The organism is Psychrobacter sp. APC 3279 (assembly GCF_030407795.1).
Classification (GTDB): domain Bacteria; phylum Pseudomonadota; class Gammaproteobacteria; order Pseudomonadales; family Moraxellaceae; genus Psychrobacter.
The window spans coordinates 56,003-78,530 of the sequence record NZ_JASDCR010000013.1; the positions used below are offsets into that span (position 1 = coordinate 56,003).

16 protein-coding genes, 1 tRNA gene and 1 pseudogene are annotated in these 22,528 nt (G+C 42.4%); 9 read left to right on the forward strand and 9 right to left on the reverse strand.

Going from position 1 to position 22,528, the window contains the following annotated elements:
- Positions 1-118 precede the first annotated feature (118 nt).
- The 3 genes from lolA to rplU all read right to left on the reverse strand — a co-directional run bounded on the left by lolA (position 119) and on the right by rplU (position 1,877).
- Entirely contained in the window at positions 119-802 is a 684-nt protein-coding gene (gene lolA, locus QL898_RS08605) for an outer membrane lipoprotein chaperone LolA (RefSeq protein WP_191115445.1), read from the reverse strand.
- Between the two features lie 414 nt (positions 803-1,216).
- Positions 1,217-1,474, reverse strand: coding sequence for a 50S ribosomal protein L27 (gene rpmA / locus QL898_RS08610; protein ID WP_021813611.1), 258 nt, complete (start codon positions 1,472-1,474; stop codon positions 1,217-1,219).
- Positions 1,475-1,565: 91 nt separating this feature from the next.
- The gene (rplU, locus tag QL898_RS08615; protein ID WP_057761012.1) at positions 1,566-1,877 is read right to left on the reverse strand and encodes a 50S ribosomal protein L21; all 312 of its coding nucleotides are present in this window, start codon (positions 1,875-1,877) and stop codon (positions 1,566-1,568) included.
- 569 nt (positions 1,878-2,446) lie between these two features.
- Here rplU and QL898_RS08620 point away from each other — a divergent pair.
- The 5 genes from QL898_RS08620 (at position 2,447) to hemB (ending at position 12,193) form a co-directional block, all read left to right on the forward strand.
- Positions 2,447-3,472: a polyprenyl synthetase family protein gene (locus QL898_RS08620; RefSeq protein ID WP_179798402.1), complete on the forward strand. Its 1,026-nt coding sequence runs from the start codon at positions 2,447-2,449 to the stop codon at positions 3,470-3,472.
- 799 nt (positions 3,473-4,271) lie between these two features.
- Complete coding sequence (locus QL898_RS08625) at positions 4,272-5,669, forward strand: efflux RND transporter periplasmic adaptor subunit (protein ID WP_290176484.1); 1,398 nt, start codon at positions 4,272-4,274, stop codon at positions 5,667-5,669.
- 35 nt (positions 5,670-5,704) lie between these two features.
- Positions 5,705-8,935, forward strand: coding sequence for an efflux RND transporter permease subunit (locus QL898_RS08630; RefSeq protein ID WP_290176485.1), 3,231 nt, complete (start codon positions 5,705-5,707; stop codon positions 8,933-8,935).
- Entirely contained in the window at positions 8,932-10,731 is a 1,800-nt protein-coding gene (locus QL898_RS08635; RefSeq protein ID WP_290176486.1) for an efflux transporter outer membrane subunit, read from the forward strand. The genes QL898_RS08630 and QL898_RS08635 overlap by 4 nt, the downstream gene beginning before the upstream one ends.
- A gap of 454 nt (positions 10,732-11,185) precedes the next feature.
- A complete protein-coding gene (gene hemB / locus QL898_RS08640) occupies positions 11,186-12,193 on the forward strand; it encodes a porphobilinogen synthase (RefSeq protein WP_101206356.1) in 1,008 nt (335 codons plus the stop codon).
- 88 nt (positions 12,194-12,281) lie between these two features.
- Here the strand turns inward: hemB and QL898_RS08645 are convergent, their stop codons facing one another.
- Complete coding sequence (locus tag QL898_RS08645) at positions 12,282-13,259, reverse strand: glutathione S-transferase family protein (protein ID WP_290176487.1); 978 nt, start codon at positions 13,257-13,259, stop codon at positions 12,282-12,284.
- Positions 13,260-13,570: 311 nt separating this feature from the next.
- Between QL898_RS08645 and QL898_RS08650 the strand changes: the two genes are divergently transcribed.
- Positions 13,571-13,647 (forward strand) — tRNA-Val (locus QL898_RS08650).
- A gap of 228 nt (positions 13,648-13,875) precedes the next feature.
- Here QL898_RS08650 and QL898_RS08655 read toward each other — a convergent pair.
- Positions 13,876-14,079 (reverse strand): helix-turn-helix transcriptional regulator, encoded by a 204-nt coding sequence (locus QL898_RS08655; RefSeq protein ID WP_290176488.1) that lies wholly within the window; start codon positions 14,077-14,079, stop codon positions 13,876-13,878.
- A gap of 885 nt (positions 14,080-14,964) precedes the next feature.
- On the opposite strand from QL898_RS08655, the gene QL898_RS08660 reads away from it, so the two are divergent.
- A complete protein-coding gene (locus QL898_RS08660; protein WP_290176489.1) occupies positions 14,965-16,353 on the forward strand; it encodes a GntP family permease in 1,389 nt (462 codons plus the stop codon).
- Positions 16,354-16,602: 249 nt separating this feature from the next.
- Positions 16,603-17,028, forward strand: a pseudogene (gene cadR / locus QL898_RS08665) (Cd(II)/Pb(II)-responsive transcriptional regulator).
- A 123-nt stretch (positions 17,029-17,151) separates the two neighbouring features.
- Here cadR and QL898_RS08670 read toward each other — a convergent pair.
- The gene (locus tag QL898_RS08670) at positions 17,152-17,913 is read right to left on the reverse strand and encodes a PaaX family transcriptional regulator (RefSeq protein ID WP_290176490.1); all 762 of its coding nucleotides are present in this window, start codon (positions 17,911-17,913) and stop codon (positions 17,152-17,154) included.
- A 149-nt stretch (positions 17,914-18,062) separates the two neighbouring features.
- Between QL898_RS08670 and QL898_RS08675 the strand changes: the two genes are divergently transcribed.
- A complete protein-coding gene (locus tag QL898_RS08675) occupies positions 18,063-19,721 on the forward strand; it encodes an isovaleryl-CoA dehydrogenase (protein WP_290176491.1) in 1,659 nt (552 codons plus the stop codon).
- 184 nt (positions 19,722-19,905) lie between these two features.
- Here QL898_RS08675 and map read toward each other — a convergent pair whose 3' ends face one another.
- From map to QL898_RS08690, 3 genes are all read right to left on the reverse strand, one after another.
- Positions 19,906-20,679 (reverse strand): type I methionyl aminopeptidase, encoded by a 774-nt coding sequence (map, locus tag QL898_RS08680; protein WP_290176492.1) that lies wholly within the window; start codon positions 20,677-20,679, stop codon positions 19,906-19,908.
- Positions 20,672-20,878: a ParD-like family protein gene (locus QL898_RS08685; RefSeq protein ID WP_057761037.1), complete on the reverse strand. Its 207-nt coding sequence runs from the start codon at positions 20,876-20,878 to the stop codon at positions 20,672-20,674. The genes map and QL898_RS08685 overlap by 8 nt, the downstream gene beginning before the upstream one ends.
- A gap of 216 nt (positions 20,879-21,094) precedes the next feature.
- The gene (locus QL898_RS08690; RefSeq protein WP_290176493.1) at positions 21,095-22,498 is read right to left on the reverse strand and encodes a YjiH family protein; all 1,404 of its coding nucleotides are present in this window, start codon (positions 22,496-22,498) and stop codon (positions 21,095-21,097) included.
- Between the last annotated feature and the right edge of the window lie 30 nt (positions 22,499-22,528).

The window sequence follows — 22,528 nt, forward strand, 5'->3', positions numbered from 1 at the left end:
TTTCTGCTAAACAAAATATAGTTACTCACATAAAAAAGGACAGACCGCATAGGATCTGTCCTTTTTATTACGTTGCTAATTTTGAACTGATATCAAAACCTAGCAACACATCATTTAATTACTGATTAATCACATCAACACCTTTTGGCGGTGTAAATTTAAACTGACTGCTACCAATACTTGGGTTCATCTTAATACCGCTAAACTTGATAGAGGTTGTTTGTCCCAAGGTATCATTCAATACCATCATGACAGGTTTGCCACCACTAAAGCTTATTGAAAGACTTTTGAAACTTGCGTTGTCTGACTTAGGATAGAGCACATAGTAGTTTTTGTTATCATATGGCTGAGTGATCTTAAAGTTTTGATCAATTTTGCTCGGATCACCCGATAGTAGCAAGGCTGGTGTATTACCAACTTGGCTGTCGACGTTTTGCTTAGTCGCTTGCTCTAAATCCTTGTCATAAACCCACATAGAATTACCATTAGCCACGATCAACTGCTCTGATGGTGACTTGGTTTCCCAGCGGAAGTTATTTGGACGTTGGACACTCATGGAGCCTTTAAACGTACCACTACTCGCGCCTTTAGTCGTTTGACTAAAATTGGCTGTCATACTCTTGGTGTTGGTCAGCAATTTATTCAAACGTTTAGCAGCTGTTAGGTTATCAGCAGGAGCTGCGGTAGCCGTTTGAGTCAATGCCATCATTGGCGCTGCGATACCTAGCGATGTCATTAACACACCTGCTAAAGCACCACTCATCATTTTTTGTTTGGTTGATTTTTTCGTAGATAAGTTCATCATAAATCCTCTCTAAAAAAGCATAATCGCTTTAAAGTTGTCGCTAAAAATAAAATGTTCTATTGAAATTTTTGTTTTCTATAAATACTGATTTTACCAAGCTAAAGCTGGTAACCATCAGCAATGGCAACAGTGTGCCAGTTTTTTTATTACGCGCCTAGTCATGATTTGCAATCTTTACTACGGCTGCCATACACGCTTGTAACCAATGCAGTTACACGGTAAAAGTTTGCATTTATAACTGTTAGCCATAGTAATTATGCCAATAGTGGCCTTAAAAATATCGCTCAAAAGAATTATTATTGATTTATATCACCCTACAAACGTAAAAAACCCTTACTACCATAAGGCAGTAAGGGCTTTTTTAATTATCTGATCATTCTATCCAAAGAATAAAACGACCTAAATAGATAATTATGCGTTTTCAACCGTAACATAACGACGGTTAAATTTACCTTTGGTCGCAAACTTTACAACACCGTCATTCAGTGCAAATAAAGTATGGTCACGACCCATGCCAACGCCTTCGCCTGCGTGGAATTCTGTACCACGTTGACGAACGATGATGTTACCAGCTGTGATAGCTTGGCCACCAAAGATTTTTACGCCTAGCATTTTTGGGTTTGAATCACGACCGTTACGGCTCGAACCGGCAGCTTTTTTATGTGCCATGAGAAAATCTCCTTGTTAATTTGACTTATCGCTGATGCGATAACTCTTAAGCATTTAGTGCGCTATTTAGCAATAATTGCTAAATGGATAATTAGGCATTAATCGCTTTGATTTTTAACAAGGTGTACCATTGGCGGTGACCTTGTTCTTTGTGATAATGCTTACGACGGTTGTGCTTGATGATACGGATTTTTTCGCCGCGACCATGCTCAACAACTTCAACTTCTACGCTAGCGCCGTCAACAACAGGCTGACCGATTTTGACGTTATCGCCGTCAACAACCATCAACACGTCTTCAAATTTGATTGTTTCGCCTTTTTCTGCTTTTAGTAGTTCAACTTTAAGCAATTCATCGACGACTACACGGTGCTGTTTACCACCAGTTTTGATTACTGCGTACATTGTATGACTCCGTTTAACCCGTGTGCCGTGGCTGATGTTATACCAACGCTTTTACGACGAACACGACAGGGAAAAATTAAAGGCAAGATTTTACGGCTTTTTGCTCATAAAAGCAAGCCGCGCCTCTTGTTTTTGCAAGGTGGTTACACTAATGACCATCTCTCATTTAGCTATAACGGCTGCTCATCAAAGAAAGTCGATAAACGACAATTCGAATATAAACATGAGAAATAGTAATGATAAATGATAGATTAAGCCCAACAGCGGCCATTATAACTTATGCAATCAGTTACTTACAGCCTTTTATGAATCATTTATGTGACCAATAAGCTTAAAATGCGCTAGAGAATATATCTGTAAAACATAAGACATTTCTTATCGTTTTTATCCTATTCAATAGGCATAGTAAGCCCTGTATATCATACGCTTTACCTACTTGTGCTATATACTTTAACCAACAATTTAAGCAGATAGCTATGCTATCATAAGCGAAATAATACCTTACCTATAGATAGATAAAGTCAAGGTTATACCAACTCTCTTTACTCTTATTAATATGACTATTTATTATGACTAGTACCTCTTTAAATAATACCGTGCCTGCCTCTCAATCGACGCCTAGCTATGCTGATATTCAAAGTATTGTAGCCAATGACTTTGAGGTAATGGACAAGCAAGTGTTTGGCAGTTTGAACTCAAAAGTACAACTCGTCATGAGCGTCTCGCAACACGTGATCAATGCTGGCGGCAAACGTATGCGTCCGTTGATTACCTTGCTCTGCGCACGTATGTTTGATGATAATCCATCAGAAAAGGCCATGCATCTAGCTGCTATCACGGAAATGCTACATACCGCTACCCTAGTCCATGACGATGTCATCGATGAGTCAGGGCAACGCCGTGGAAAGCCAACGGCAAACGCGACGTGGGATAATGCCACTGCTGTGTTGGTCGGTGACTATCTGATTGCTCGCGCTTTTAATCTTTTGGTTGGCTTTCAGAGCTTGCCATTGTTGCAAGTGTTCTCTGATGGGACTTGTGATATTGCCGAAGGCGAAGTGTTACAGCTACAGCATCAGCATAACCCTGCCGCAACAGAGGAAGATTACTTACGCATTATCGATGGCAAAACATCACGCCTGTTCATGATGGCGACCCAAGGTGCTGCTATCTTGCAAGACAAGACAGAATATATGACGGCATTGGGCGATTTCGGACAGCATTTTGGTAATGCGTTCCAGATTATCGATGATGTGCTCGACTATAGTGGCGATAGTGAAGTGATGGGCAAAAACCTAGGCGACGACCTTGCTGAAGGCAAACCTACCCTACCGACTATCAAAGCACTCGAGCTACTCAAAGACAGCGACACTGAAGGCTATGAGCAGTTACGTATCGCCGTTCAGACAGGTAAGACACCAAACGCTGAGCAGCTGATTGAGTTGGTACGTAGTTCTGGCTCATTGGCTTATTGTAAGCAGCGCGCGTTGGAAGAAACCAAACTGGCTCAAGACGCACTGAGCACGCTACCTGACAACCGCTATCGTACAGGCTTATATCAATTGACTGAACTCGCTAGCGCCCGACTAGTATAATTAAAGCTGAGTCGTCTTTATTATTAACTGATTAAGACGACTCTTTTTTTGACAGAATTTTTTAGCATGGATTTTTAGCAAATTTCTTTAGCAATTGATAAATAAAAGCCCATAAATTAAAAACTACCCTCTTAAAAACTAGCATGTCAGCCAAATCGTTACCTTTCTTTAAGTTTCATACATCCTTGCAGTACTATAATCGTATAAGGCTTTTTGGCAGTCGGTTAAAGTTTGACAACGCTTGGTAGAGAGATACTGATAGTTAGTTTTTATGACTGTAATTAGGGGTTGCTAAAATTGTCATTTTGTTGACAAAGTCGATTTTCTATCGTTTAAAAGCCTTAGTTACTATAGGGTTTTAGATTTATAACAAAAAATTACAATAAATTTCGATAGTAGGTTGTATGTCTTCTTATTAGCTGCTAGTTGGTGTAGCGGTTACTATGGCGGGATTTTATTTACTCAGCGAGCACAGTGCGGTCAGTTTTTGTCAGCTTTCCTATCGTGAACCACTTGACTGTGGGGTTACTCCAATAGATTATAATAACTCTTTAAATTTACTAACCTACTTTGTGGTCTGCCTACACTTCTAATATCACATTTACCAAATCGCGTCTCAATCAAACTCGCTACTGGCTGCCTTACTAGCGATTTTTATTAAATCCATTGACTCAAAGGTTGAGTATGCCGTACTGGCATGAATGTGCAGAATAAGTAGACCCTCGATAGTTCGTACATCAAAATTTATTGTTCAATTTTTTATACTGTCGTTATTTTATATCTATTGCCGAGGACATTGATGAAGCACTCTACTCTTGCGCTTGTAATAGCATCTGTACTATCTGGAGCTGTACTGGTTGGCTGTGACAAAAACGATGACGCCGCTGGTGAGCAAGCCGCACAGCAGCAAATGCCGCCTGCGGTGGTCAACGTTCAGACTGTCACTCTCGACACCATCCCCCAAGTACAGACTTTTTCTGGACGTACTGCAGCTTATCAAACTGCCGACGTCCGCCCACAAGTAAATGGCGTCATTGACGAAGTGTTATTCCGTGAGGGAAGCAATGTCAAAAAAGGTCAGCCACTTTATCGCATTAATACTGATAACTATGCCTCTTCGGTAAGCAGTGGTCAGGCAGCCGTACAGCAATCACAGGCGAACTACCAGACAGCATTGGCAAATAATGCCAATGCAAAAGCTGAGCTTGCCAGCCGCCAAGCGTCATTGGCTCAGGCGCAAAATGACTTACAACGTTTGCAAGGCTTGGTCAGTATCAATGCTATTTCACAACAGCAGTATGAGCAAGCTCAAACTGCCGTACGTACCGCACAGGCCGCGGTGCAAAGTGCCGCAGCTGCTGTCGGTCAGACACAAGCGGGTATTGAAAGTGCCAAAGCAGGCATTCAAACCGCGCAAGCTGGTCTTGATGCTAGCACATTGGATCTGAACCGTACTATCGTGCGTGCGCCTCTCACCGGTCGTACGGATCGCTCAAGCGTAACTGCTGGTACGCTGGTTAGCGCCGGTCAGGCGGATCCTTTGGTTACCATTTCGCGCTTAGACCCTATCTATGTTGATATCAGTCAGTCATCATCTGAGCTGCTCAAGCTACGTCAGCAAATAGCAGACGGCTCAGCTCAGCCAGGCATGAACTCAGTTGAGTTGGTGCTAGAGGATGGTTCAGTCTATCCCGTGCGTGGCAAGCTTGCCTTGTCTGAAGCAAAAGTGGATGAATCAACAGGTGCTGTGACCTTACGTGCAGTCTTCCCTAATAAGAATAATATCTTGTTGCCGGGTATGTATGTCAGTGCGCGCTTGACTCAAAGCGTCATCACTAACGCCGCTTTAGTGCCACAAAGCGCAGTAATGCGGACACCGAAAAGCGAAACGCAAGTTTATATCGTTGATGAAAATAACAAAATCCAAGTACGTCCTGTCACTATTAATGGCACCTATAAAGATCAGTGGGTCGTCACTGAAGGCTTGAAAGCAGGTGACAAAGTGGTTGTGATTGGTGGTGCTAAGGTCAAGCCTGAGCAAGAAGTCGTCGCCAAACCTTTAGAAAATCCAAATGCTGCCCCTGCTAAGCCGGGCGCGCCAACTGCTCAAACGCCGCAGCAAGCCGCAAAAGCGATGGATAAGCCAGCTAGTAAAGATACCTCTGCTAAAAAACCAGCAGAATCTACCGCTAACTAATTCCATTCAAAGATAGGAAAACCTAGGGATATACTATGTCACGTTTTTTTATTGATCGCCCTATTTTTGCATGGGTGCTGGCTGTTTTGGTCATGCTCATCGGGGTGATATCCGTTATTAATCTACCGATTGAACAATATCCACGTATCGCACCACCAACGATTTCAGTCAGTGCAAGCTATCCTGGTGCCAATGCACAAACGGTCGAAAACTCTGTGGTGCAAATTATTGAGCAGCGCATGAAAGGCCTTGATGGGCTGATGTATATGTCATCGTCGAGCTCCTCAAACGGTAGCGCTTCAGTGACGCTTACCTTTGAGAACGGTACCGACCCTGATACCGCTCAGGTACAAGTACAAAACAAACTACAAGCAGCGATGAGCTCGTTGCCTGAATCAGTACAGCGCCAAGGCGTCAACGTCAATAAATCGTCTAGCAGCTTTATGATGGTGCAGGCATTTATTTCTGAAGATGGCAGTATGGATCGGGCCGATATTGCCGATTATATCAACTCCAATGTTCTCGATTCGATCAGTCGTGTTGAAGGTGTGGGTGAAGTGCAAGTGTTTGGCTCCTCTTACGCCATGCGTATCTGGCTAGATCCTGCACGCCTACGTAGCTATAACATGGTGCCCTCTGATGTTGTCAATGCCGTACGAGCACAGAACGCTCAGGTATCTGCAGGTCAGCTAGGACAAGCACCTGCTGACACCGATCAACAGGTGATTAACGCCACCGTCACCGTACAGAGCTATCTTCAAACGCCTGAAGAGTTTAAAGATATCTTGCTAAAAACAGACACCTCGGGCGCGCAAGTACGCCTCGGCGATGTCGCTGATGTCGAAATCGGCAGTGAAAACTATAGCGAGAGATCCTTGTATAACGGTCAAGAAGCGGCAGGTCTAGGTATCTCATTGGCTGCAGGCGCAAACGCGCTAGAGACCCGTGAGGCGGTCGGCGCACGTATAGCCGAGCTAGAAACCAACTTTCCAGCAGGCCTAAGCTCTGTTGTTCCTTACGATACGACGCCGTTTGTGCGCTTATCTATCGAACAAGTTGTCAAGACTCTACTCGAAGCTATTGCGCTTGTATTCATCGTCATGTTCATTTTCTTACAGAACTGGCGTGCAACCATTATCCCGACCCTTGCCGTACCTGTGGTTCTATTAGGTACCTTTGCAGTACTATACGTTGCTGGCTTTAGTATCAACGTGTTGACCATGTTTGCCATGGTATTGTCCATCGGTCTACTGGTCGATGATGCGATCGTCGTCGTAGAGAACGTCGAGCGAATACTAGAAGAAGATCCTCACATCTCTATCAAAGATGCAACTATCCAGTCAATGGGTGAAATCAGTAAAATCGTTATTGGTATTGCGCTTATCTTGTCTGCAGTATTCGTACCGATGGCCTTCTTTGGTGGCTCAACAGGTGTGATTTATCGTCAGTTCTCTATTACGCTGATTACCAGCATGGTGCTTTCTGCCATGGTCGCGCTTGTATTCACCCCTGCCCTATGTGTGACCTTGCTAAAACGTGGCAAAAGTCATGAAAAAGGCAGTACCGAAAAGCAAAAAGGCTTCTTCGGTTGGTTCAACCGTGGCTTCTTCAAACTTAGCCGTTCGTACGAAAACTTTGTCGGCAAAAGTATTCGTTTTAAATGGTTATACATGATTGGTTATGCAGCCATCATCGGTATTATGGCGGTCGTGTTCTTACGTATTCCAGGCTCGTTTTTACCAGAAGAAGATCAAGGTATTATGTTTACCTTGGTTCAGCTTCCGGCTGGCTCTACATTAGATGAAACACAAGACGTATTGGATAAAGTTAGAAACTATTACGATACCCAAGAAACCGATAATATCGCTTCGGTCTTTACCATTGCAGGCTTTAGTTTTGCTGGTCAAGGTCAGAATATGGGTCTGGCGTTTGTGCGCTTATCAGACTGGGAGGAACGCTCGGGCGATGAAAACACCGCTCAAGCTGTCGCTGGTCGGGCGATGGGGTATTTCTTTACGCAGCTAAACGAAGCACAAGTATTTGCCATCGTACCACCCGCGATTACCGAGCTTGGTAATGCCAGTGGTTTTGATTTAATGATTCAGGACAGTGGTAACCTCGGACATGATGGGCTACTTGAAGCCCGAAATATGCTCTTAGGTATGGCCGCACAGAACGATCAAGTGGCTGGCGTACGTCCTAATGGTCAAGAAGATTCGCCACAACTTAAAGTAAATATCAATCAAGAACAAGCGGCGGCTTATGGCCTGTCACTAAGCAATATCAATAGCGTTATCTCTACTGCGTGGGGCTCAAGCTACGTTAACGACTTCATCGATCGTGGCCGTATCAAACGTGTCTATGTACAAGGTGAAGCCAGCAGCCGTACCAACCCTGATGATATTGGCAAATGGTATGTAAGAAATGACATGAACGATATGATTTCGTTCGATGCATTCTCTAGTAGTGAGTGGCAGTCAGGCTCACCGCGTCTTACTCGTTACAACAGCCTACCGTCAATGAATATCCAAGGTAGCGCCGCACCAGGACTAAGTACTGGTGAAGCAATGAGCTCGATGGAAGCGATGATAGACAAGCTACCTGAAGGTATCAGTTACGAGTGGACAGGCATGTCATTGGAAGAGCAAAAGTCAGGTGCCCAAGCGCCGATGCTTTATGCGCTTTCAATTCTAGTTGTCTTCTTATGTTTGGCAGCTTTGTATGAGAGCTGGTCGATTCCTTTCTCTGTGCTACTAGTGATTCCACTTGGCGTATTGGGTGCAGTGATATTTACTTGGCTACGTGGTTTTGCCAATGATATCTACTTGCAGGTTGGTCTACTGACTGTCGTTGGTCTATCCGCCAAAAACGCCATTTTGATTATCGAATTTGCGAAAGAACACCAAGAAGAAGGTTACAGTCTCACAGAAGCCGTCATGACCGCAGCACGCCAGCGTTTGCGTCCGATTATCATGACCTCGCTTGCCTTTGGACTGGGTGTTGTGCCATTATTCTTGGCCAATGGGCCAGGTTCAGGCAGTCAAAACGCTATTGGTACTAGCGTTGTTGGTGGGGTAATTACAGCAACCCTCTTAGGTATCTTCTTTATCCCAATGTTCTATATCTGGGTGCGTAGTGCGTTCCCGCATAAATATGAGAACAACACACCCAATGATAAAGATGGTGGCAGTGGTACGCCTAACTCGCATAACCCAACACCTTCTGAGAGTTATCAGCCTGCAAGTCTTGGAGACAATACACAATGAGTGCTCAAAAAACATCTATCACTAACTCATCATCGGTAGCTATTACAGCTATCGATGCGCAGCCAGCGCTATCTCGTTTGCGCAAAAAAAGTGGTCGCCTGTTAGGTTTGACTGCATTGGCAATCAGCATGGCCGCTTGTAACACCATTCCAAAAGCCGATATGCGTCCTGTGCTAGCAGAGCCAAATATTCCTATGCAGCAATCTTATGGTGCATTTGATAAAGAGACTGTCAGTAGTGCTGATCAAGCAAGCATTGCCAGTCAGCGCTGGCAGAATTTTTATAGCGATGAGCGCCTAAAAGGTCTGATTGCTCTCGGTCTTGAAAAAAACAAAGACTTTGAGAGTGCGCGCCTAGCCATTGAAAAAGCTCGTGCACAGTATCAGATTACTGACATTAATGACTTGCCAGCTATCAACGGCAGTGCTGGTTATACTCGCTCAGCACAAAATCGTACTGATCGAAACGCTAGTAGTAGCTACAGTGTCAACTTGGGTCTTGCCAATTATGAGCTCGATTTTTGGGGTAAAATCTCAAGCTTAAAAGATCAAGCATTGCAGAATTTCTTGGCGACCACAGCAGCTAAAGATGCGACCCAAATCAGCTTGATTAGTAATATCGCACAAAGCTACGCCAACCTAAGCTACAGCTTGGCGCAATTAAAACTGGCTGAAGCTACAGTTGAGAGTCGTGAGCGTTCGCTATTTATCGCGGATAAACGTTTTGAAGCAGGTATTGACGCAAAACTGCCTTCATTACAGGCTGCTGCTTCTCTTGAAAGTGCCAAACTTGCCGTATTACGTGCCCAGACCAGTGTTCTTCAATCACGCAATGCATTGCAGTACTTAGTTGGTGGCGCTATTCCAAATGAGCTTATCCCAACACCTGCTGTTAGTAATATTACTAGCCAGCAGATATTTAATGCTGGTCTACCAAGTGAATTACTACGTTATCGTCCTGACGTCCTACAAGCAGAATACAACCTAAAAGCTGCTGGTGCGAATATCGAAGTGGCCCGTGCCTCTTACTTCCCATCTATTAGCTTGACCAGTAGTGTGGGCGTCAGTAGCGGCAGCTTAAATGACTTGTTTAAAAATGGTGCCGTTGGTTGGTCATTTGGACCTAGCGTAAGCGTCCCTATCTTTGATGCAGGCCGTTTAGATGCCAATTATGATGTGGCTCAAATCGAACGTGAGCAAACGCTTGCTAGTTATGAGAGCTCTATTCAAACGGCATTCCGCGAAGTATCAGATGTACTTGCCACACGTGCAACACTCGGTGAGCAGTTAGAGGCGCAGTATCGTCTGCAAGATAATTTTGAACAGACATATCAGATAGCAGATGCGCGCTTTAAAGCTGGTCTGGACAATTACTTAGACGTACTTGATGCGCAGCGTTCACTGTTCTCTACTCAGCAAGGTATCCTAGATTTAGAGCTACAGAAAATCGTTAGCCAGATTGAGTTGTACCAAGCGCTTGGTGGCGGTGCTAACCTTGATGTACCGACCGTCATTCCGGTACCGCAGCATACTAACTTGGCGCAGATTGTTACTGGAACTGCGACTAGTGCAAAAACCAAAGCGACAAATGCCATCGAAGCAGCTGGTTCAGCGCGTGTGACTACGCCGCAAGAAGCGGTCGCCATTAAGCAGTCGCAAGCGGTAGAAACGACTACTTTTGAGCCTACTGCTATCGTCGATGTGAATGATGATGGCCAGAAGGATGCCGCTGTCGGCGTGATCACTGAAGAGACTCGCTTCAATAACAATAGTGTTGAGCAAGTTCCTGTGACCTAGATTGTTGAGCCTTAAGTGACCCAATCTTAATCTGATGACGCAGCTCTATCATCCTATTAACAGTCGATAAGTACTATCAGCCCTACCGACTTAACGTGGTGGGGCTTTTTGCTTTTATTGACGTCTTTTGGTTATAGTAGGCTCACTTCATATAAGCTCTCTTTATCTATAGCCACTTATAAAGCAAAGATTTTGATAAGCTAATTCTATAAAATACCGCTTATAGCGATATTATTTTAACCATGTAACATGATAACTATTAGGGCGTGTCCTCAATTCAATTGATTATATCTAAACGGGCTAAAAATGGCTAAATTTTGCCAAACATCGTTAAATAGCTGGTTAATATCCCGATATTATCTGCGCTATTTTCCTTGTTTGACTGCAATTTATCTCATTTTTATCACCATTTTTAAAATGAGGACACGCCCTAAAACAATCATAAGGAATTATTATGAGCTATACCTTTAACCGTCAATACCCTGCTACTCGCTTACGTCGTCTGCGCTACAATGACAATGTACGCTCGATGATTCGTGAAGTAGAGCTGCATCCTAAGCACTTTATTGCCCCTGTCTTTGTCTTAGAAGGCGAAAACCAACGCGAAACCATCGCTAGTATGCCGGGTGTTGAACGCTTATCGATTGATTTACTAATCAACTATGCCAAAGAGTTATTAGCAGAAGGTGTTACAACCATCGACCTTTTCCCTGTGATCGATAACGCTTTGAAAACACCAGACGGTAGCGCCGCTTATGACGAAAACGCCCTGACTGCACGTACGATAAAAGCAGTCAAAGATGCTGTGCCAGAAATGGTCGTTATGACTGATGTAGCGTTAGACCCTTATACCTCACATGGTCAAGATGGTCTGCTCGATGACAGCGGTTATGTCATCAATGATGCAACCATAGAAGTATTGGTCAAGCAAGCGCTGGTACATGCGCGTGCCGGTGCAGATATCATCTCTCCTAGTGACATGATGGACGGCCGTATCAAGGCCATGCGTGACGCGTTTGAAGCAGAAGGTTTTGTGAATACGGCTATTATGGCTTACTCAGCCAAATATGCTTCTGCTTACTACGGTCCATTCCGTGATGCCGTTGGCAGTGCTGGCAACCTAAAAGGTGGCCATAAGAAACAGTATCAGATGGACTTTGGCAATCGTGCTGAGGCGCTACATGAAGTGGCTATGGATATCAACGAAGGCGCAGATATGGTCATGATCAAACCAGGTCAGCCTTATCTTGATTTGATTCGTGAAGTCAAAGATACCTTTGGCGTACCCACCTTTGCGTATCAAGTCTCAGGTGAATATGCCATGCATATGGCAGCCATTCAGAACGGTTGGTTAAGTGATGCAGTGATTTTAGAGTCGCTGATTGGCTTCCGCCGTGCTGGTGCTGATGGTATCCTGACCTACTTCGCTCTAGAAGCGGCACGCCAGCTAAACAATGCCTAATAATAGTTATACTACCTTTTATATTGTAAAAACCCCAGCTACCTATTAGTCGCTGGGGCTTTTTTTGAATATCTTCTGATAAATAAAACTATAGACGTGCACGGTCATGTGTTTCATTAAAATCAAGCACTGGGCCAGTAGGGACAATACGCGTGGGGTTAATATTGGCATGACTGGTGTAATAATGCTGCTTGATATGATCCATATTTACTGTCTCTGCGATACCATGTACCTGATATAAGTCACGCAGATAGCCCCAAAGGTTTGGATAGTCAACGATACGACGCAGATTGCATTTAAAGTGCCCAACATAGACAGCATCGAAACGAACCAACGTCGTAAACAGTCGCCAATCTGCCTCAGTTATAGTGCTACCTGTGAGATAACGCTGATGTGCTAAGCGCGTCTCAAGTGTATCTAATGCCGCAAACAGCTCAATCACGGCCTCTTCGTAAGCCTCTTGTGTGGTAGAGAATCCTGTCTTATACACGCCATTGTTGATAGTTGAATAGACAAAGGTATTGATATCATCAATTTCTTGTAATAACTCTGCTGGCACAAAATTACCTGCTAGCGCACCAACCTCATCAAAGGCAGAGTTAAACATGCGAATAATCTCAGATGACTCATTACTCACGATTGTATTTGTTTTTCTATCCCACAAGATAGGTACAGTGACACGGCCTGTATAGTCTGGCTTGGCCTTGGTATACAGCTCATAGGCACAGTCTGCATTGATAACTGTGTCAGCAACGACACCTGCACCTTCTGCAAACGTCCAACCATACTCACCCATATATGGATGTACTACAGATAGCGGAATGATGTCTTCTAAGCCTTTAAGCTTGCGATAGATAAGGGTACGGTGTGCCCAAGGACAAGCTAGCGACACGTATAAATGATAGCGGTCAGGTTCGGCTTTAAATCCCTCAATACCCGTTGGCCCTGCACTACCATCTACCGTTACCCAGTTTCTAAAACCAGCATCTTCACGCTGAAAGCGGCCGCCACTCTCTTTTGTCTCATACCACTTGTCTTGCCACTGCCCATCTACCAAGAGACCCATGTTATTCTCCAACTGTTTTTAATATTTGTTTAACGCTTACTCAGCATGACTGACTTTAAGCCATTATTATCATGACGATTGCGTTGTTTAGAGAGATATCATATCAGTTATAAGGGTTTAATCATCAGCGTTACCCTGTTTATTAACAATAAAAACTAAACGTATTAAATTTAATGTTTAGTAAATATATACAAAAATATATTCAAATAACTAATATAAGCCTGAATAACAGATATTATGATAATAAAAGAGGTTTATGCTAAAAAAGACTTGCAAAGTCTGGGAAACTTGCTAAAATGCTCAACCTAAATAGGCGTATAGCTCAGTTGGTTAGAGCGCTACCTTGACATGGTAGAGGTCGTTGGTTCGAATCCGATTACGCCTACCAGATTCGAAAAGCCCCAATCTTAAGATTGGGGCTTTTTTTGTCCGTGAAATATGGGCTGTAGCGGAAAATACTTGTCTACATCGACTCATAGTCATGATTATACAATCAGATTTAAATCATCTAAAAAATTGACGGTGACCAAATGGTGACCAAAACGTGACCGACCCTTGAAAACCATTAGAATTAAAACCCTCTTTTTGACCTCTACTTTAAGCTGTAAGCTGAAATTTATTTCTGAGTATTTTTATCTTTATCCTCTTTTACATATTCAAAAATATCCCCTACCTCTACTTCTAAATACTCACAAAGCTTATCTATAGTATCAAAATCAATTCTAGATGATTGATCGTTATATATCTTATGTAATGTCGTCTTGCTTACCCCTGTTGCTCGTACGGCATCCGCTACTTTTAGCCTTCTTTCAGCTAACAAATAGCAGGACTATCGGGCATTTGTGATTCGTTAACGCGCTGGAAAATTACGAATAGCTATAGTGAGGGAATGATAGCAGGGTATATAGTCGATATCTTAAAATGATAGGTTTTTAATTATTAGAATTTATCAAAGTAGCGGCACTGGAAATACCCAGCTATCGCTTTGCTTGTTCTTACTCATAGCACACTCATCACTGCATCATTAATTTGTCAATTTATCAAACTTGTCTCTACGATCGTTTCAATATAGTACCGTCTTATTTTTCAGAATAAACCACTGAGACCATCTAATGACTGCTAAGGTTTAGTAGTTGATATTTGTTCATATCTCTGTTAGATTTTAACTCGATACATAATGTATCATTTTATTTATAACTGTATATAAATAGTAGCTAACCTTTCAGTGTTTGCATATCACATTGTTATAGCAGTTGTATTAGTCACATTTCATTCATGCTAAGGATAGCGATTATGAACAACCATTCCGTCAGTTCACTCTTATAAGCCAAACCTTTTCAGGTAACAATCAAATAGTATCAACTTGCGCTATAAAGCCCTAGTGGTGTGTGTTTTATGCTATGAGTACGCCTTGATATCGAGAATAAGTCGAGTCATATATATCGCTATAAATATGCTAGGCATTAGCCCTAATGCTCTATCTAAGAAATGGTTAGATATCAGTGATCCTTTACGCTATGACATAAGGTGCTTTTATTTATTCGACATTCATGACGATACTCCACCGTCTAAATATCAACTACTGAGAAGACTCTAGATAGTATTACTTAATAACAACCAGACTAAATTCTGTTTATCAGAAGCATTGCCTTATTCACAAAGTATAATTTTAAAGCGTATTTTTCCATGGAAGGAAATTGAAACTATGAGCATTTTTGCTATTTTTTTATCTTTGTCACTCTTAATATATTTTGCCTATAGAGGGGTTAGCGTATTAGTTTTGGCTCCCTTACTTGCTATTTTAGCTGTTGTTTTAAGTGGTGATAGTAGTCAAACCATGGGGATTTATACTGAAATATTTATGCAGGGTCTTGGCGGGTTTGCTGTGAAATATTTCCCACTATTTATCTTAGGTGCGATTTTTGGCAAGTTGATGGAAGATTCTGGTTATGCCTATAGCATCGCACGCAACATCGTGGATAAACTGGGTGACAAACATGCTTTGTTAGCAGTCGTCTTAGCATGCTCAATCTTGACTTATGGAGGTGTGTCAGCCTTTGTCGTTACTTTCGCAATATATCCTATTGCTGCCGCCTTATTTAAGCAGACGAACATACCTAAAAGACTGATACCTGGAGCCATTTGTATTGGCGCTCTAACCTTGACCATGACGGCATTGCCAGGTTCACCTGCCATTCATAATGTTATACCGATGCCCTATTTTGAAACCGATGCATTTGCAGCTCCTGGTTTAGGCATTATTGCCTCGATAGTCATGCTAGGCGGAGGTATGTTGTGGATGAATCGCCAAACGCGTATTGCAAGTGCAAATAATGAAGGTTATGGAAATCATACGTTAAATGAAAAAGAGCCTCACTCAGGTATCGATATACCCAATTTTTGGCTCGCATTATCGCCTATTCTCATTGTGATAGTAGGCAACTATGTTTTTTCAAAAATTATAATACCGTTATGGAACAACAGTTACTTAGCTGACGAAAAGTTTGGTGGTGTAGCCTTGAGCTCAGTTATTGGTATATGGGCCATTATTTTATCGTTGTTCTTAGCTTGTATATTTGTGATTGCTTCGAGTTTCAAAAGAATAGATAGTGTGGCAGAAAGTTTAAACAAAGGCGCTACCGGATCTTTACTACCTATTTTTAATACAGCTTCAGAAGTAGGCTATGGCTCCGTGATTGCAACTCTGGCAGGTTTCGCTATTATCAAACAGTCTCTTATGGGAATTGCGCCTGGAAACCCTCTCATATCAGAAGCAATCATGGTTAACGTTTTAGCAGGTATTACAGGATCAGCTTCAGGTGGTTTGGGTATAGCCTTAGAAATTATGGGCGCAAGCTATATGCAATTGGCAGAACAATATAATATTGACCCCGAATTAATGCATCGTATTGCGTCTTTGGCTTCCGGCGGTTTGGATTCATTACCACATAATGGGGCAATAATAACAATGCTAACTATTTGTGGTTTGACTCATAGAGAGTCCTATAAAGACATATTTGCTACTGCTGTGGTCATTCCTTTAATTGCTCTCACTCTAGTCATCATACTCGGTACCGTATTCGGATCTTTTTAGAAAGATGCGATTTCCTGTCTATGTAGCTATGGACGTTTACCATACGTCTTAGCTACAACTGCTCTTTTCGATAAAGCTCTATCAATAAGTATAAGTAATAGCACGCACTATCACTTGATAGCTGGCAAATAGCATCACAAAAATCAAAGCCACATGGTGTCTCAAAGCCATATAACACACTTTTCTTGCCAGTTTAGTAAAGTCTCCTAGCTTTCTTATCTCATCATAAACACCTTCTAAATTCTTAACATTAAGACTTTTGGTATATAAAAGTGCACAGGCGCTACAGTAGAAACCATTCGCTATTATGAAAAAGAAAAGCTATTACCAGAGCCTGCGCGTAGTGAAGGGAACTATCGCTTATATCGCGAAAGTCATATCGAGCGTCTACAGTTCGTTCTGCACTGTCGTACACTAGATATGACATTGGATGAAGTACGAACCTTACTGCAGTATTGGGAGGAACCTAACAGAGACTGCGCTGATATCGATACCTTGTTGGATGAACATATCCGCGCTGTAGAAACACGTATAGAAGAGCTAAAACAGTTAAAAAAACACTTAAGTGTTTTGCGACAGAAATGCGTTAGTAGCGCACCAGCGAAGTCATGTGGCATATTAAATGCGCTTGCTGATCATTCTTGTCATGAAAATTCGCCATATGGCTCACAGTAAATACTATCTGAATAGCTGCAAATAATTAATGCTTATTCATCGCTATAGATAGTGTCTCTGCTGTCTGATAATTACTATGCCACCATTTCACTTTATCTATTTAAACTGATTCTAATGACTTGGTTAAACAGATTCTAACGATTTGGCCTCTTCGAAAAAGGCAAACCATAAACGCCTACCCTCCTCATTAATACGCCGCACCGTCTCAAAATACTTTTTCCGTGCTTCCTCATCTACTAAGGGAGCAGGAAGTAGAGGGTCAAAAACAACACTGCGGATACCTGCATCTCCAAGCATGAATATTTCTTGCAGCGCCACATGGGACGGCAAGTCAGCCAAACCACTTAACCAGTCAGTGAGCTGCTGCGACTTCTCTTTATAATGCTTTTCAAGATGCATGTCTGACCAAAGTGCTCGTGCTTTTTTCTGCCTAACCTCATCAAATTCATTGGCTTTAAAAACCGCGGCTTCCTCTTCTAAGCCTAAGTCCAATAAACGCTGACGGACGACATCGATACCGCCTAATAAATTATTGGGGCGCAAATAAAGCCCTTTATCAAGTTCACGAAACCCCAATAATGATAAAGCACGAGCACGGGCACGCAGCACTTTACGATCACTGCGAGGTAATCCACCGGTCGCTACCGCTATCCATGAACCATCGGATTTTATCGTTCTTTTATCTGCTGTTTGCCATAAGGCCACATCGGCGCCCAATTTTTGAGCTTTCGGTCCGAGTTTGTAGGTGGCTGGACCAATCAATTCAGCAAGTTCCGCTTGGATCAGACGGGCCAACGTCACACGTATACTATTTTCTGTCATACCAAAGATAGAGCCTGCCAGCACCGCTTCGTAGGCACTAAGTGTGTTTGCTTCTGCCACCATAAGTAAGCGTAAAAGCAATAAACGAGGCGTTGGTTTGTTCATATTACACCTATTGACGTAATTATTTTTTATATGTAATACTGATCGTGTAAGTTACTGAACTACTGTAACTTAGGGAATGACATTCAAAATCAGGGAAGACAATCATCATGTCAATTGTAAATCAATTTAAGACCCATGAGGTACAGAATCAACCTTTTGCCTTAGCTAATTATAATGCATGGGAAACAGATACAGCGCTCAAAGAAGCTGTCGCAAGAGAAGGTGCTGCTTGGGCAGAAAATCACTTGAAAGAGTTTGGCGCACTGACTGGTGGAGATCTGATCACTAGCGGATTCTTAGCCAATGAAAACAAGCCTAAATTACGCAACTTTGACAGCTATGGTCGGCGTATAGATGAAGTAGAGTTTCATCCGGCTTACCATGATCTGATGCATGCAGGAATGAAATACGGCATGAGCAATTTTGCTTGGCGCAATCAGGATCGTGATAGTGCTCACGTGGCTCGGGCAGCAGTCATGTATCTCGGCTCACAGCCTGAGGCTGGGTTTGGTTGTCCCATGTCTATGAGCTATGCCGCTATTCCTGCCCTACGTCATTCGCCAGCTTTGGCTAAAAAATGGCTGCCCAAGCTACTATCTGAACACTATGATCCGCGCAGCTTGCCCATGGAAGAAAAGTTAGGCTGTACGATGGGTATGGGCATGACAGAAAAACAAGGTGGATCAGACTTACGTCGCAATACGACTAGTGCTATACGACAAGAAGATGGCTCTTATGAAATCATTGGACATAAATGGTTTTTCTCAGCGCCAATGTGTGATGCTCATCTCGTCTTGGCCCAATCTGACAGTGGACCTAGTTGCTTTTTAGTACCACGCTTTCGGCCTGACGGAACACGCAATGCCGTACAAGTTCAACGCTTAAAAGATAAATTAGGAGATTGGGCAAACGCTTCCTCCGAGGTAGAGTTTCAAGGTGCATTCGGTGAGCTAGTAGGTATTGAAGGTCGCGGTATTCCTACCATTATTGAGATGGTCGCGCTAACCCGACTTGATTGTATGATTGGCTCCTCAGCTCAAATGCGTCAAGCGATCGTTCAAGCGATTCATCACACCAGTCAACGCGAAGCCTTTGGTAAATTATTAGTCAACCAACCTATTATGCGTAATGTGTTGGCAGACTTAGCCTTAGAGTCCGAAGCAGCTCTAGCCCTAACAATGCGTATTGCGCGCGCTGTTGATAGGTTAGAAACAGACCCTCACGAATCCGCGCTCGCTCGTATTGCTACTGCAATTGGGAAGTATTGGATATGCAAACGCGCCCCCGTTCTTATCAATGAGGCGCAAGAATGTTTGGGCGGTAATGGCTATGTCGAAGAGACTATTATGCCGCGTCTGTACAGGCAAGCGCCGCTAAACTCAATTTGGGAAGGCAGTGGCAATGTGCAATGTCTAGATGTGCTGCGTGCCTTAAAAAAGGAGCCAGAAACTCAGCGAGCTTTATTTAAGGAAATGCAGCAAGCAGCAGGGAAAAATGCTGATTATGATGCAGAATTACACCTGCTGATAGAGCGATTTGAGGATACGCAAACCTTGGAGTTCCGTAGTCGCTATGTTATTGAGCGCCTAGCACTGATGCTACAGGCTTCGATACTACTACAGACTGAACATACGGAGATCGCTCAGGCATTCTGTCGTTCTAGGATTGGGAATGAGCATGGGCTGGCCTTTGGTACATTAACTCCTGATGCTCCTGTAGACTTATTAATCGAACGGGCGGCTGGCGCGACCAAAGCAGTTCTCTAGATATCTTTATATATAAAATAGTCCTTTGCTACTGATTGCTGACGTAGCAGAGGCTTTTGCCCTTGATGTCAGTCACTTTCTTCTCAGCTATAACTGGCTAAATAACGGTCACACGAAACACTAAAAAAGGCGCTTCTGAATTATAGAAACGCCTTACCGAGTAGTCGTTCGAATATTAAATCGCTTAAAGTATTTCATCGTTTCGCAGAGTAAGGACTTCATAGCCGTCAGAAGTAACCGCAATTGTATGCTCCCACTGAGCAGATAATTTTTTATCATTGGTGATTACAGTCCAGCCATCTTTTTTGACTTTAACTTTGGCTTTACCTTGATTGACCATCGGTTCAATGGTAAATGTCATACCTTCTTGTAGGACTAGACCTTTTCCTTGATGTCCGTAATGCAAAACTTGCGGTCCCTCATGCATTTCGCGTCCAATACCGTGACCGCAATACTCTCGCACTACAGAATAGCCTTGCTGCTCAGCGTAACTTTGGATGGCATGACCAACATCACCTAACGTTGCTCCAGGTTTCACCACTCGTATTCCTTCCCACATGGCTTCATAGGTCTGATCAACCAAGCGTTCTGCAATGGGCAACACCTCACCTATCAAATACATTTTGCTAGAATCAGCGATAAAACCCCCTTGTTCTAGGGTAATATCCACATTCACAATATCACCTGATTTGAGTATTTGCTGCTCTGAAGGAATGCCATGACATACCACGTTATTCACTGAGGTATTCAATGCATATTGGTAACCATACTGCCCCTTACTGGCTGGACGTGCACCTAACTGATTGACAATATAGTGCTCAGCAAGGTTATTGATGTCCATCGTAGAAGTACCAACTGTAATTTTCTCATCAAGATAATCAAAGACAGAGGCTAGAAGTCGCCCAGACTCGCGCATGATTTCCAATTCCGCTGCGCTTTTAAGTATGACCTTATCCATCTATAAGGTTCCTTACATTGACATCAGCTTGTCTCATTTGCTCATTGATAATTTGGTTGTAAGACATATTTGGGTTGGCTTCAGCAAGCATGCCTATCTTCATCCAATATTCAGCTTGAGCGTTGATAGAGCGCACCATGACGGCACTTGCTTTACGAATATCTTCATGCAGTTCATCATCAATTTTCACAATTCCCATAAAAACACCTTAATATACGAAACGTATATGAATCGTATATCTATTTTTATACAGTTGCAAGAAATAATGTATCGCTTAAACTCGATTTCCTTATATCAAAATTATTTGAATTAAACTATGGCTTGATACTGATAGCAAAAAACCACCTATCAAGGTGGTTTTTTGCTACTGATTCTTTGTTCAGACGTAGTGTAGCCAACTTTTAGAAAGTTCTATTTAGAAAATCATATGAGCACATAATGCAATGATTGGTAACGAGATAATGGTTCTCAAGAGAAAAATCACTAATAACTGAAAAAAGCTTACTGGGATTTTTGTCCCTAAAATCAATCCGCCTACTTCTGACATATAGATCAATTGAGACACTGACAAGCAAGCGATGACAAATCGCGTTAACTCTGACTCTATTGAAGAACCGATAATAGCTGGCAAGAACATATCGGCAAAACCTACCATGATCGTTTTTGACATTTCTGCGGCAAACGGTATATTCAATAACTCTAAGAATGGAATAAAAGGCATACCTAGATAATCAAATACAGGTGTTTCTTCTGCAACGATTAAACCCATCGTTCCGATTGCCATAACGACAGGCAATATCCCAATCCACATATCCAAAATATTTTTTAGCCCATCTCTTAAGAAAGTAAGAAAGCTTGGACTCTTATCTGCTTTTTGGACAGCTTTATGCAAACTGTGGGTGAATAATGTTTTTCCTTCGGGAATGGTTTCATGATCTCTATCACTGTTTTCGATAGTATAAGTATCTTCAATTCTAGATAAAGGCAATAACCTTGGAACTATTAGCGCACAAACAATCCCGCATAGAGCAACGACGCCAATCATATTGATAAAGTAGCTCTCGAGCTTAACCTGAGAGATGACAACCAAACAGAATGTAATCGACACTGCTGAAAAACTTGTCGCGATAATTGCCGCTTCTTTTTTGGTATAGAACCCACCTTCCAATTGTTTATCAGTTAATAACACACCGATAGTGCCATCACCCAACCATGACGTTAAACAATCTACAGATGACCTGCCTGGTAAGCCAAATAAAGGTCTCATCACTTTACTTAGTAGAACCCCGAAGAATTCTAATAAGCCAAAATCAAGCAATAACGGTAGCAGCAATCCAGCCAAGAAAAATACAATAAAAAGTATGGGCATTAACTCATATAATATTAAGCCGCCAATATTGTCTGAATATATTGACTCAAACCCAAATTTAAAATAGGTCACGACAACGAAGAACGCACCAAGCATCCTAATAACAAGCCAAGGCGTTGTAACGTTTAATAAATTATTTAGAAACGCATTCTTCAGAACAAATGCAGGTTTCATGATTTTAGTATATAAGGTGCAACACAAGGTAATCATGATTGAGGTGACAACCAATAACGGCAAAAGATCACCGATATAACCCTGTATATAATCTTTCAATACAGATATAGGAATGGTAAATCCTTCTGCATAGGTGACAAACTTACCGTCAACATAAGGAATTGGAAATACGAAAAGCATCAAACCTACGATAGATGGGATAAAGAACTTCAAAAACTGTTTGATATTGATACTGCTAACATCTCGACTTGCAGCGCTGGCTTTAATAATGTCCATATTATTTTTACTCGCAGTCCCTTTTTAACC

Excerpts from the sequence above, each read along its gene's own strand:
- rpmA (WP_021813611.1), bottom strand. The coding sequence starts at position 1,474 with ATGGCACATAAAAAAGCTGCCGGTTCGAGCCGTAACGGTCGTGATTCA.
- rplU (WP_057761012.1), bottom strand. The coding sequence starts at position 1,877 with ATGTACGCAGTAATCAAAACTGGTGGTAAACAGCACCGTGTAGTCGTC.
- QL898_RS08690 (WP_290176493.1), bottom strand. The coding sequence starts at position 22,498 with ATGGACATTATTAAAGCCAGCGCTGCAAGTCGAGATGTTAGCAGTATC.
- QL898_RS08630 (WP_290176485.1), top strand. The coding sequence starts at position 5,705 with ATGTCACGTTTTTTTATTGATCGCCCTATTTTTGCATGGGTGCTGGCT.
- QL898_RS08685 (WP_057761037.1), bottom strand. The coding sequence starts at position 20,878 with ATGGGAATTGTGAAAATTGATGATGAACTGCATGAAGATATTCGTAAA.
- QL898_RS08670 (WP_290176490.1), bottom strand. The coding sequence starts at position 17,913 with ATGGTGGCAGAAGCAAACACACTTAGTGCCTACGAAGCGGTGCTGGCA.
- QL898_RS08620 (WP_179798402.1), top strand. The coding sequence starts at position 2,447 with ATGACTAGTACCTCTTTAAATAATACCGTGCCTGCCTCTCAATCGACG.
- QL898_RS08675 (WP_290176491.1), top strand. The coding sequence starts at position 18,063 with ATGTCAATTGTAAATCAATTTAAGACCCATGAGGTACAGAATCAACCT.
- QL898_RS08645 (WP_290176487.1), bottom strand. The coding sequence starts at position 13,259 with ATGGGTCTCTTGGTAGATGGGCAGTGGCAAGACAAGTGGTATGAGACA.
- hemB (WP_101206356.1), top strand. The coding sequence starts at position 11,186 with ATGAGCTATACCTTTAACCGTCAATACCCTGCTACTCGCTTACGTCGT.
- QL898_RS08660 (WP_290176489.1), top strand. The coding sequence starts at position 14,965 with ATGAGCATTTTTGCTATTTTTTTATCTTTGTCACTCTTAATATATTTT.
- QL898_RS08625 (WP_290176484.1), top strand. The coding sequence starts at position 4,272 with ATGAAGCACTCTACTCTTGCGCTTGTAATAGCATCTGTACTATCTGGA.
- QL898_RS08635 (WP_290176486.1), top strand. The coding sequence starts at position 8,932 with ATGAGTGCTCAAAAAACATCTATCACTAACTCATCATCGGTAGCTATT.
- map (WP_290176492.1), bottom strand. The coding sequence starts at position 20,679 with ATGGATAAGGTCATACTTAAAAGCGCAGCGGAATTGGAAATCATGCGC.
- lolA (WP_191115445.1), bottom strand. The coding sequence starts at position 802 with ATGAACTTATCTACGAAAAAATCAACCAAACAAAAAATGATGAGTGGT.